This window comes from Streptomyces sp. SID13031 (assembly GCF_010548305.1).
GTDB lineage: Bacteria > Actinomycetota > Actinomycetes > Propionibacteriales > Kribbellaceae > Kribbella.
The window spans coordinates 22,509-34,786 of sequence record NZ_JAAGLV010000009.1 but is presented as its reverse complement, the minus strand read 5'-3'; the positions used below and the strand labels follow the sequence as shown (position 1 = coordinate 34,786).

At 69.0% G+C, this 12,278-nt stretch carries 8 protein-coding genes; all 8 read left to right on the top strand.

Annotated elements, in window-relative coordinates; translation table 11 throughout:
• Position 1: 1 nt before the first annotated feature.
• On the top strand, positions 2-901 hold the full coding sequence (locus tag G3I17_RS18810) for a CehA/McbA family metallohydrolase (protein WP_164598014.1): 900 nt from the start codon (positions 2-4) through the stop codon (positions 899-901).
• Positions 902-975: 74 nt separating this feature from the next.
• On the top strand, positions 976-2,547 hold the full coding sequence (locus tag G3I17_RS18805) for an MFS transporter (RefSeq protein ID WP_343238347.1): 1,572 nt from the start codon (positions 976-978) through the stop codon (positions 2,545-2,547).
• 135 nt (positions 2,548-2,682) lie between these two features.
• Positions 2,683-3,402 carry a hypothetical protein gene (locus tag G3I17_RS18800; RefSeq protein ID WP_164598012.1) on the top strand — a complete coding sequence of 240 codons (720 nt, stop codon included), beginning with the start codon at positions 2,683-2,685 and terminating at the stop codon, positions 3,400-3,402.
• A gap of 203 nt (positions 3,403-3,605) precedes the next feature.
• Entirely contained in the window at positions 3,606-4,715 is a 1,110-nt protein-coding gene (gene pheS / locus G3I17_RS18795) for a phenylalanine--tRNA ligase subunit alpha (protein ID WP_164598010.1), read from the top strand.
• Complete coding sequence (pheT, locus tag G3I17_RS18790) at positions 4,715-7,198, top strand: phenylalanine--tRNA ligase subunit beta (RefSeq protein ID WP_164598008.1); 2,484 nt, start codon at positions 4,715-4,717, stop codon at positions 7,196-7,198. Before pheS ends, pheT begins: the two co-directional genes overlap by 1 nt.
• Positions 7,199-7,258: 60 nt before the next feature.
• Positions 7,259-8,803 (top strand): gamma-glutamyltransferase, encoded by a 1,545-nt coding sequence (locus tag G3I17_RS18785; protein ID WP_164598006.1) that lies wholly within the window; start codon positions 7,259-7,261, stop codon positions 8,801-8,803.
• A 53-nt stretch (positions 8,804-8,856) separates the two neighbouring features.
• Positions 8,857-9,852 (top strand): glycosyltransferase family 2 protein, encoded by a 996-nt coding sequence (locus G3I17_RS18780; protein WP_164598004.1) that lies wholly within the window; start codon positions 8,857-8,859, stop codon positions 9,850-9,852.
• The gene (locus G3I17_RS18775; protein ID WP_164598002.1) at positions 9,849-12,182 is read left to right on the top strand and encodes a hypothetical protein; all 2,334 of its coding nucleotides are present in this window, start codon (positions 9,849-9,851) and stop codon (positions 12,180-12,182) included. The genes G3I17_RS18780 and G3I17_RS18775 overlap by 4 nt, the downstream gene beginning before the upstream one ends.
• Positions 12,183-12,278: the final 96 nt, after the last annotated feature.

Genomic DNA, 12,278 nt, shown 5'->3' with positions numbered 1-12,278 from the left:
AGTGACTGATCTTCCTTTCGATCGGCCCGGCCGCTTCTGGCGGGGCAACCTGCATACGCACTCGAACGAGTCCGACGGCGCGTTGTCGCCCGCGGAGACGCTGCGGCACTACCGGGACGCCGGCTACGACTTCGTCGCGCTCACCGACCACTTCCGGGCGGAATTCAACTTTCCGCTGACGGATACCACGGCGTTGCGCTCGCCGGGCTTCACCACCTTGCTGGGGGCCGAGTTGCACGCGCCGCGGACCGAGGCCGGCCCGTCCTGGCACATCGTCGCGGTCGGGCTGCCGCTGGATTTCCGGCCGCCGGAGCCTGGTGAGAGTGGGCCCGAGCTGGCGCGCCGGGCGCGGGCCGCGGGGGCGTTCGTCGGGATGGCGCATCCGTCGGCGTCGCTGCTCACCGCTGCGGATGCCGAGAGTCTGGATGCTGCTCATTCGGTGGAGGTCTACAACGCGCTCGCGGATCGCGAGAACCGTGGCGACAGCTGGCACCTCACCGATGTGCTGCTCAACCGGGGGCGTCGGCTGACCGCCTACGCCGCCGATGACGCGCACTTCCAGCCGCAGGACCCGGCGCCTTGCGTCGCGTGGGTCCAGGTGCGGGCCGAATCGCTGGAGCCGGGGGCTCTACTCTCGGCGCTCAAGGCGGGTCACTTCTACTCAAGTACCGGTCCTGAGTTGCACGATGTCCGCCTCGACGACGGGCTGGTCACGGTGTGCTGCTCGCCTGCACGCAAGGTGCTCCTCACGGGTGGCGCGCCGGGTGCCCAGGTGGTTCAGGGCAGTTCGTTGACGGAGTGCTCGTTGCCTGTGGAGATGTTCGGCGACGGGTACTGCCGGGTCACGGTCGAGGACGCCGATGGCGGCCGGGCCTGGACCAACCCGATCCACCTGACCTGAGAGTCGGCCGCCGCTTCCAGGCGTCTCCTCGGCTCAACCTGGTACAGCGTGCGATATTGTCGTACGGTGTGTGAGTGACTAGTGCAACGTTCGAGTCAAACTCCACGGGACACCCGCGCCGCTGGTGGATCCTGCTGATTCTGTGTCTGAGCCTGATGGTGCTGGTGGTCGACAACACCGTCCTCAACCTCGCGATCCCGTCGCTGATGCGCGACCTGGCCGCGACTCCGGCGGATATCCAATGGGTGATCGACGCCTACATCCTGGCCTTCGCCGGTCTGCTGCTGACGGCCGGAAGCCTGTCCGACCGGTTCGGCCGGCGGAAGATGCTGCTACTGGGTCTGGTGGTCTTCGGCGCGGCATCGCTGCTCGCCACGCTCGCCTCGAATCCGGCGCAGCTGATCGCTTGCCGCGGCCTGATGGGCGTCGGGGGATCGCTGCTGATGCCGAGCACCTTGTCGTTGCTGTTCACCGTCTTCCCACCGGAGGAGCAGCGCAAGGCGATGGCCGGCTGGTCCGCGGTCGCGATGCTCGGCGTCATCGCCGGGCCGACCGTCGGCGGCGTCCTGCTCAACCACTTCTGGTGGGGCTCGATCTTCTGGTTGAACGTGCCGATCGCGATCCTGGCGATCATCGGCACGCTCGCGTTCATCCCCGAGTCGCGGGGTCCGGCGCGCGACGTTGACCCGGTCGGCGCGGTGCTGTCGATCATCGGGATGGCCGCGGTGGTCTGGGCGATCATCTCGATCCCGGGCGACGGGTTGGGCTCGGGTCGTGTGCTCGGCGGACTGGCGGTCGGGGTTGCCGGGCTGGTCGGCTTTGCTCTGTGGGAGAAGCGGAGTGCGCATCCGATGGTGCCGCTCGCGCTGTTCCGGGACCGCAATTTCAGTGGGACGAGCTTCTCGATCGTGCTGCTGTCCTTCACGGCCGGCGGGTTACTGCTCGCGCTGACGCAGTACCTGCAGTTCGTCTTGGGGTACAGCCCGTTGAAGGCCGGGCTCGCGCTCATCCCGTACGCCGTGGCCGCGACGGTGTTCAACGGGCTCGGGGCAACGCTGGGCAAGAAGCTGGCTGATCGGACGCTGATCGTGATCGGGCTGGCGGTCATCGCGGCGAGCTTCGGGATCTTGTCGCAGGTCTCGCCGTCGACCGGGTATGGGCTGCTGATCATCGGCTTGCTGGTGATGGGCGTCGGTGGCGGATTGGCCGGCCCGGCGGCGTACACGTTGCTGATGCAGGCAGTGCCGGCGGAGCATCGCGGGGTCGGGTCGGCGATGAACGACACCGTGCAGCAGACGGGTGCGGCGCTGTCGGTCGCAGTGCTGGGGAGTGTGCTGGCGGCGGCCTACACGGCCGCGTTGCCGGACTCAGTACCTTCGGCTGGGCGGGACTCCATTGCGTCGACGCTTGCTCTCGGGCCGTCCTTCGCGGGTGCCGCCCGCGAGGCGTTCACGGACGCGATGTCGATCGCGATGACCGTCGGGCTGGTGGGGGCATTGGCAGGTGCGGTGGTCGCGCTGCTCGTACTGCCGCGCAATGGACCGGCCGTCGCAGGCGGAGTAGCGGTGGCGGCAGGCGGAGTACCGGTGGCGGCTGACGGAGTACCGGGTGATGTTGACGGCGGCGAGCGTGGCGTGTCAGCGTAGGCGCAGCGCGCGCCAGGGCGCCTCCTCTCCGCGGCAAGCACCGAGTGCACCTGGATACTCTGTTGTGAGCGATGGCCGGTGACCCCTTCGGGACGGCCTGGTTCAGCGGAGCGGGCTGCCTGGAAGGATCCGTCGATGTCCACCGAACTGCCCACCAAAGCAAGCCTCAGCCAGCTCCGCACCCGCGCGAAGGACCTCCGCAAAGCCGTCGCCAAGTCCCGCCCGGACGCGATCGCGCGAGTGCGGGCGCACCACCCGGAGTACCGGGGCAACTCCGTCGACCCAACAGCCTTCACCCTCCGCGACGCGCAACTGACGATCGCCCGCGAACACGGGATGACAAGCTGGAGCGACCTGACGGAAAAGGTCGCCACCGAACTGATCGAGGGCCGCGAGCTCCACCGCTACTTCGGCGTCGAACTCAACAACGAGACCTGGGACCTGATGGACCAGATCGACGAAACCAGCCCGCTGGCCGACCAGGAACGCCTCCTGTACGGCGCCTACGCAGCCTGCCTCCACTGGCTGGAAGCCGGCAACGAGGCCAACCACGCCCGAGGCGAGTACATGATCGCCCGAGCGTCTCTCCGCATCGGCCGGGTCTCCCTCGGCTTGGAGCACGCTCAACGCTGCCTGGAACTGGTGCTCGCGCATCCCGACCAGATGGCCGACTGGGACGCCCCCTTCGCCCGGGAAGCCCTCGCCCGCGCGTTGGCCGCCACCGGCTCGCCGGGAGCCGCAGAGATCGAGCTTGAACGCGCGGCGGAGCTGAGCGCACTCGTCGCCGACCCAGGAGACCAGGAAGTACTGCAGCGTGAACTGGCCAAGGAACCCTGGTTCGGCCTCCGCAAGTAGTCCCGGACCGCCACCACACACCAACCCTGTGCTGCGAAGTGGTCATGAGCGTGGCTGCGCTCCGACGAGAGCCGTCGAGGCGGGTTGGTGTGTGGTGGAGCCCCGGCGGCCCGGCCTGTGGACGACCGATTCACGGTCCGGGGCCTGGGGTTCCTAGACTGCTTTGAGCAGTTTCAGGAATCAGCGACCCCGGGAAGAGAGCCATGTCCGGTCCCAACAAGAACTACGACCCCGTCGAGGTCACTCCTCTGCATGCCGATGAGGTCGGACGGGCGCGCGACGAGGCTCTTGACGCCTTCGTGAAGGCGGCCGATCTGGTGGCGTTGCAGGAGGCGAAGGTCGCTCATCTGGGTGAGCGGTCGCCGATCGCGCTGGCGAACCGGGAGATCGGTGCGTTGCCGCCGCAGGGGCGTAAGGAGGCCGGGCAGCGGATCGGGTCGGCGCGGAAGGCGATCAACGACGCGTTCGCGGGCAGGCTCGTAGTACTGGAGGCCGAGCACGAGGAGCGGATGCTCGCCACCGAGCGCGTCGACGTGACGCTGCCGTGGCACAGCCCGGAGCTCGGGGCCCGGCACCCGCTGTCGCTGATCTCGGAGCAGGTCGCTGACGTCTTCACGGCGCTCGGCTGGGATGTCGCCGAGGGGCCCGAGGTCGAGGCCGAGTGGCTGAACTTCGACGCGCTGAACTTCCAGCCCGACCACCCGGCGCGGCAGATGCAGGACACGTTCTTCGTCGACCCGCCCGGTTCCGGCACCGTACTGCGGACGCACACGTCGCCGGTGCAGGCGCGATCGATGCTGACCCGCAAGCCGCCGATCTACGTGATCTGTCCGGGCCGGGTGTTCCGTACCGACGAGCTGGACGCGACCCATACGCCGGTCTTCTACCAGGTCGAGGGCCTGGTCGTGGACGAGGGCATCACGCTCGCGCACCTCAAGGGCACGCTCGATCACTTCGTCGTCTCGATGTTCGGTGAGGGGCTCGAAGCACGCCTGAGGCCGAACTTCTTCCCGTTCACCGAGCCGTCGGCCGAGGTCGATCTGAAGTGCTTCGTCTGCCGGGGCGCCTCGGTCGGCAACCCCGATCGCCCGTGCCGCACGTGTGGCAGCGAGGGCTGGATCGAGTGGGGCGGCTGCGGCGTCGTCAACCCGCGGGTGCTGCAGGCCTGTGGGATCGACACCGACCGGTACTCCGGGTTCGCGTTCGGGATGGGGCTGGAGCGGACGCTGATGTTCCGTAACGGCGTCGAGGACATGCGCGACATGGTCGAGGGTGATGTGCGGTTCAGCCGCCAGTTCGGGATGGAGATCTGATGCGGGTCCCACTGTCATGGCTTCGGGAGTACGTCGAGCTGCCGGCCGGCGTGACCGGTCGCGACGTCGGCGAGAAGCTGGTCCGCGCCGGGCTCGAGGTGGAGACGGTCGACGAGGCGGGCGGCGGGCTGACCGGTCCGCTGGTGGTCGGCACGGTGCTCAGCTTCGAGCCGGAGCCGCAGAAGAACGGCAAGACCATCCGCTGGTGCTCGCTCGACATCGGCAAGGACGAGCCGCAATGGGTCGTCTGCGGCGCGAGCAACTTCGAGGTCGGCGACCTGGTCGTCGTCGTACTCCCGGGCGCGGTCCTGCCCGGCGGGTTCGCGATCTCCGCGCGGAAGACCTACGGGCACGTCTCCAGCGGGATGATCTGCTCGTCGTCGGAGCTGGGCCTGGGCGACGACGGCACCCACGGCATCGTCGTCCTCCAGCCGGGCGAGGCGGAGCCCGGCACGGACGCGATCGAGCTGCTCGGGCTGCGCGACGACGTGCTCGACATCGCGGTGACGCCGGATCGGGGCTACTGCCTGTCGATTCGTGGCGTCGCGCGCGAGGCGGCCACGGCGTACGGGGTGGAGCTGAAGGACCCGGCGGCGCTGACCGTCACCGGCAGCCAGGAAAACGGCTACCCGGTGCGTGTCGACGACGCCGAGGCTTGCAGCGTCTTCGTCACCAGGACGGTGACCGGGATCGACCCGGCGGCACCGTCGCCGCGCTGGTTGCAGCAGCGGCTCGTGATGTCCGGCATGCGGCCGATCTCGATCGGCGTCGACATCACCAACTACGTGATGCTCGAGCTGGGGCAGCCGATCCACGGCTACGACAAGGCCCGGCTGAGCGGCGAGATCGTCGTCCGCCGTGCAACCGCCGGCGAGAAGCTGATGACGCTGGACGACCAGACGCGTGAGCTGGATGTCGAGGACCTGCTGATCACCGACGACTCCGGCCCGATCGGCGTCGCCGGCGTGATGGGTGGCGCGTCCACCGAGATCTCCGCGTCGACCACCGAGGTGGTGATCGAGGCGGCGCACTTCCATCCGATCGTGATCGCGCGTTCGTCGCGCCGGCACAAGCTCTCCTCCGAGGCCTCTCGCCGGTTCGAGCGCGAGGTCGATCCCGAGCTTCCCCGGTACGCCGCGCAGCGCGTCGCCGACCTGCTCGCGGAGCTGGCCGGCGGCACCATCCTGACCGACGAGACCGTCATCGACACCCACCTCCTGCCGAAGCGCGTGACGATCCCCGCGGACCACGCGGCCCGGGTCGCCGGTGCGCCGATCTCGATCGAGGAAACAGTCGAGTACCTGCGCGCCGTCGGCTGCTATGTCGACGGCCCGAAGGACGGGACCCTGGTCGTCAGCCCGCCGTCGTGGCGGCCCGATCTGCGGGACCCCAATGACTATGCCGAAGAGGTCATCCGGCTGTTCGGGTTCGACAACGTGCCGTCGGTACTGCCGAAGGCGCCCGGTGGCAAGGGGCTGACCGTCGCGCAGCAGCGCCGGCGCCGGATCGCCACCGCGTTGGTGGGGGCCGGGCTGACCGAGGTCGTGTCCTACCCGTTCGTCGGCGACGCGGACTTCGACGCGATGGGCCTGCCGGCGGACGACTTCCGCCGTACGACGGTGAAGCTGGCCAACCCGTTGTCGGACGAGGAGCCGTCGATGCAGACGACGCTGCTGCCGACCCTGCTCCGGGTGGCCGAGCGCAACGTCGGTCGCGGCGCGGGAGATCTCGCGATCTTCCAGACCGGTCTGGTGTTCCTGCCTCGTGCGGACTCGAAGCCGGCGCCGCTGCCGTCCGTCGAGCAGCGCCCGAGCGACGAAGAGCTCCAGGCCCTGTACGACGCGCTCCCGGACCAGCCGCTCCATCTCGGAGTCGTGCTGACCGGCTCCCGCACCCCGGCCGGCTGGTGGGGCAAGGGCCAGCCCGCGGGTTGGGCGGACGCAGTACAGGTTGCTCGTTCTGTGGCCGCGGTGGTCGGGGTCGAGCCGGTACTACGGAACGTCGAGCTGGCGCCGTGGCATCCGGGCCGGTGTGCCGAGGTGTCGGTCGGTGGCAAGGTCATCGGTCATGCCGGTGAGTTGCACCCGAAGGTGTGTCAGGCATTCGGGCTCCCGGCCCGGTCGGGTGCGGTCGAGCTCGACCTGGAGGCGTTGATGGCGGCGGCTCCGTCGTCGGTCACGGCGCACGCGTTCTCGTCGTACCCGGTCGCGAAGGAGGACGTCGCGCTGATCGTCGGGGCCGAGCTCGCCGCGGCGGAGGTCGAGGCGGCGCTCGTCGAAGGTGCGGGGGAGCTGCTGGAGTCGATCCGGCTGTTCGACCTCTACACCGGCGAGCAGATCGGCGAGGGCAAGAAGTCGCTCGCGTTCGCCCTCCGCTTCCGCGCCCACGACCGAACGCTCACCGAGACGGAGGTCGGCGCCGCCCGCCAGGCAGCCGTCCAGGTCACCGTCGACCGCTTCGGCGCAGTCCAGCGCGTCGGCTGACCGTGGGCACCCCGAGGGTCGCGGTCCCCGCACCCAACACGAATGAGCGCGGGTCGGCCAATGGCTAATCCTCGAGTCGCGGTCGCGGCTCCTAACAAAGCTGCGGCCGAGGCCGGGGTTCGGTTGGCGGCGGAAGGTGGCAACGCGGTTGATGCTGCCATCGCCGCGATTCTGGTGACGATGGTGAACGAGATCGGCGTCGTGTCACCGGCCTCGGGTGGGTTCGTCACCTTGCAGGTCAAGGGTGGCGAAGCGGTCACCATCGACGGCTGGGTGGAGATGCCCGGGCGCGGGCTGCCGGAGCACAAGTTCGGGCAGGGCGTCTGGGACATCAGCACCGAGTACGGCGGCGGGACGACCACCGCCATCGGCCACGGGTCGGTGGCGACGCCCGGCGGGATGAAGGCGCTGGACGTTGCGCATCAGCGATCCGGCAAGGCGCCTTGGAGCGAGGTCGTGAGGCCTGCGATCGAGGTTGCGCGCCAGGGGTTCCCGCTCAGCCGCACCTCGGGGTACTACCTCGGGTACACCCACGACATCATCTTCGGCTGGCACCCGCCGAGCCATGGCGTCGTGCATGACGACGACGGCGTGGTGATCAAGGCCGGCAGTACTGTCGTGATCCCCGAGCTGGCCGAGGCGCTCGAGCTGATCGCGACGCAGGGCGCCGAGACCCTCTACACCGGCGAGCTCGCCGAGCTGCTCGTCCGCGACATGGCCGACAACGACGGCATCCTGACCGCCGAGGACCTGGCGGCGTACGAGGCGATCATCCGGCCGGCGTTGATCGTCCGGCAGAACGGCTGGCGCCTCGCGACCAACCCGCCACCGGCCGTCGGCGGAGTCGCCGTGGCCGCGATGCTCGCGCTGCTCGACGGCGTACCGAGCCAGGGCGCCTGGAATCCGGCCGAGCTCGAGCGACTGATCGAGGTACAGCACGCCGTGTTCGGTCGCCGCCTGGCCGAGCTGGACGAGGAAGACGTTCGCCAGCTCGAAGGCAAGAAGCTGCTCGACCTCGCCAGCGCCGGCGATCTGCGGGCACTCAGCTCACCCAGTACTGCGACCGTCTCGGTGGTCGACGACGAAGGCGACGCCTGCGCGATCACCGTCTCGTCCGGCTACGGCTCCGGCGTGATGACCCCGGGCACCGGCATCTGGCTCAACAACGCACTCGGCGAACAAGAGCTCATGCACGGCGGCCCGCACAGTCTCGCGCCCGGCACCAGGCTCACGTCGAACATGGCGCCGAGCGTCGCGCGCCGGGACCGCGACGGCGCCGTGCTGGCGATCAGCTCGCCCGGTTCCGACCGGATCCCGACCGCGATCGCGCAGGTCTACGCGCTCTACACCCACGGCGGACTGTCGCTCGAAGAGGCGGTGGAGCACCCGCGCCTGCACGTCCGCGTCCGCGAGGACGTCGTCGTCGACTACGAGGACGATCTCGCCGTGTCGGGCTTCGCCAGCAACCTGCCGACCCGCCCGATGCCACCCCATTCGATGTACTTCGGTGGCGTCGCCGCCGCCTTCTGGGACCCGGCCGACGGCCTGCTCGCAGTGGGCGACCCCCGCCGCACGGGCGCCGTCGCCGTCTCGCCACAAACCTGATCAGACCGGTACCGACCGGCAAATCCCCGGAATTCACCTGCTACTTTCTGGGGATGCCGGATCCCGAACTCTCCGTCGTCGTGCCGATGTACGACGAGGAAGAGGTACTGCCGATCTTCTTCGAGCGGATGCGACCCCTGCTGGACGGCCTCGGCATCAGCTACGAGGTGCTCGTCGTCGACGACGGCAGCCGGGACGCGACCGCCACGATGCTGCTCAAGGCCGCCGTCGACTGGCAGCAGCTCCGCGTCGTCCGCCTGCTCCGCAACTCCGGGCACCAGGCTGCCCAGTCAGCAGGATTCCGGCGCGCCCGTGGCCGGTACCTCGTCACGATCGACGCCGACCTGCAGGATCCGCCCGAGGTGATCGCCGAGCTGCTGGCCACTGCTCGCGACAAGGATGTCGACGTCGTGTACGGCGTACGGTCCGACCGTTCGAGCGACTCGTGGCCGAAGCGGACGACGGCCCGGATGTACTACCGGCTGATGTGCCGCCTGGTCGGCAAGGACATTCCCTTCGACGCGGCCGACTTCCGGCTCGTCTCGCGCCGGGTCGTCGACGCGGTGAACTCACTCCCCGAGGACGGCCGCGTCTTCCGGCTGGTGATCCCGTGGCTGGGCTTCCCGAGTGCCGAGGTCGCTTATGTGCGAGCGGAGCGGGCGGCCGGCGTGACGAAGTACAACTGGTCGAAGATGTTCCGGCTGGCCTTCGACAGCGTGACCGCGTTCTCGGCGGCGCCGCTGCGGCTGGCGACCTGGTTCGGATTGCTCGGCGGCCTGCTGTCCGGGATGTTCGCGGTCGGCGCGCTCGTGATCAAGCTGTCCGGCAACAGCGTCCCCGGCTGGACGTCGACGGTGCTCGCCGTCAGCATCATCGGCGCGATCCAGTTGCTGTGTCTCGGTCTACTGGGGGAGTACGTCGCTCGCCTGTTCCAGTCGAGCCAGCGGCGCCCGCAGTTCCTGGTCGGCTACGACAGCCTCGAGGACACCGGGCACCAGCCCCTCGACCAGACGCCCGACGAGACCTTCGATGAGGTCCCGGCTAGATGACGCGTTCCCTGCCACGGCTGCTGCCGTGGTTGCTTCCGTACGCCGTCACGGTCCTGGCGCTGAGCTCCCTCGACGTCCCCATCGCCCCGATCGCGAAGTACACCCTGTACTTCGCCCTGGCGGTCGCGTTGCCGGGGATCCTGCTCCTGCGCGCACTCTGGCGTAGTACAGGCAACTGGGCCGAGGACTTCGGACTCGGGTCGGCGGTCGGGGCGACGTACCAACTGGCCGGGTGGGCGATCTTCACGGCTCTCGGGTGGCAGCGGGCGCTGGTGATCTGGCCGGCCCTCGTGATCGTCGCCTTCGCCGCACTGCCGCGCCTCCGGAAGCACTGGCGGATCAGCGACCCCAAGCCGCTCCCGCTGCTGTGGACGTGGGGGATGGTGATCGCGTCAGCTGTCCTGCTCGGCGGGACGGTGCTCGGCGCGATGAAGTACCACCCGGCACCACCGGACGGTACGTCGTACTACCAGGACCTGCTGTACCACTTGTCGATGCTGAACGAGCTGACCCGCTCGGTGCCGCCGCAGTTGCCGCAGGTGTCCGGGGAGTCGCTGGAGTACCACTGGTTCGCGAATGCCGACATGGCCGCGGCAGTGGACATCACCAAGCTGTCGCCGATCACCGTGCTCTACCGGTTGTGGTTGTTGCCGCAACTGCTCGTGGCACTGCTGGTTTGCGCCACCCTGGCCAGGACGGTCAGCCGCGCGTGGTGGACCGGCGTACTGGCTGCTGCTGCGCTGGCTGGGCCGCAGCTGTTCCTGTTCGTCGACACTGCGGTGAACCTGTCGCCGCCGCTCAGTTTGCTCAGCCCGTCCCAGACATTCGGGATGGTCGCCGGTACTGCGGCCGCCGTGTTCCTGATCCACCTGCTCTTCAAAGGTGAGACCGGCAAGGGGTTGTGGCTGCTGGCCTTCACCGTCGCGGTAGTCGGAGGTGGATCGAAGCCGACGACGCTCCCGATCCTGGTTGGAGCGGTCGGGCTTCCGGCGCTCTTCCTGCTGATCCGCGACCGTCGGCTGCCTGCGCGGTTCCTTGCGGCCGGATCGCTGCTGGTCGCCGCTGCTGTCGGCACGATGGTCACGGTCGCGGGCAGCACGAGTGGTTCGGGGCTGCAGTTCCTTGCTGTGGTGAAGACGCAAGGTGGGTACACAGCCGCCACGCGCGACAAGACGTTGGCCGGCGAAGGCGGGTTGATCCTGCCCGCGCTGTCCGGCGGCCTGCTGTCCATCGGCGGAGTTCTCGTCGTCACAGCCCTGCTGCTGACTGGTCAACTGCTGGCGGTCGCGGGCTACGGCCTGGTCGGCAGACGGGAGTTGCGCCGTGATCCGATCGGCTGGTTCTTGCTCGGCGCGTTGATCGCAGGCTGGGCCGGATTCCTCCTCGTCGACCACCCCTCAATCAGCGAGGCCTATTTCGTCCACAGCGCTGTCCCCTTCAGCCTGGCCGCAGCAGGCTGGCTCGCCGCAACAATCGCCAGGTCGTACGCCGCCGCGCGCCCGGCATTGCGCGCCGGTCGCGCAAGCGAGGTTGAGGACGGCCCTGCCTCCACCCCCAACCGCGCGGTTTTGGCGGGGGTTGGCGTCGCGGCCGTGGTGCTTGGTGCGCTCTTTGCCTTCGTTCTGCTGACCACCGACGCGTTGCCCAGCGGTTCGCAACTGCGGCGGATTGCGTTGGTTGCGCGGCCTCTGCTTGTGGTCGTCGGCGTAGCTGCGGTGCTCATGCTTGTCTGGTTGTTGTTGGTGAAGCGAGTACCACGCTTGGCCGGTCTCGGTGGGCTGCTGGTTCTGCTGACCTTGCTGGTCGTGCCGTCGGCGAAGAGCTTCGAGCAGAACCTGCACCTCAACGGCGGCAAGCAGGCGAAGACCTTCACCTCCGCCACCTGGTGGGTCTATCCCGACGAGGAAGCCGCCGCGCTCTGGCTCGCGAAGAACTCCGAGCCGACTGACGTCGTCGTCAGCAACACCTGGTGCCGGCCGGCCGGCAAACAAGGCCCGGGCTGCGACGCCCGCGGCTACATCGTCAGCGGTATCGCCGGCCGCCGGACCTTCCTCGAAGGCTGGGGCTACACCTCGCAGGCAATGATCAACCACGGCGTCGGCGGCCTGCGCTACAACCAGCAGCCGTCGCCCTGGCCGGACCGCGTCGAGCTGACCAACCAGGCGATCTACGAGCCGACTCCCGAAGTGCTGCGGGTGCTGCGCGACCAGTACCACGTGCGCTGGGTGTACGCCGATCTGTTCGGCGGGCCGGTGTCGCCGGAGCTGGACAAGCTCGCCGTACTCCGACACAGCTGGCAGCGGGTCCGGATCTACGAACTCACCGGCTGATCCCGCGTAACATCGGACCGGCGTAGAGCGTTAGCTCTACGCTGGCCCGCTCGCCCCGAGGCCGACGCATGCGGAAACGTGAGTGCTCGGGAGGGC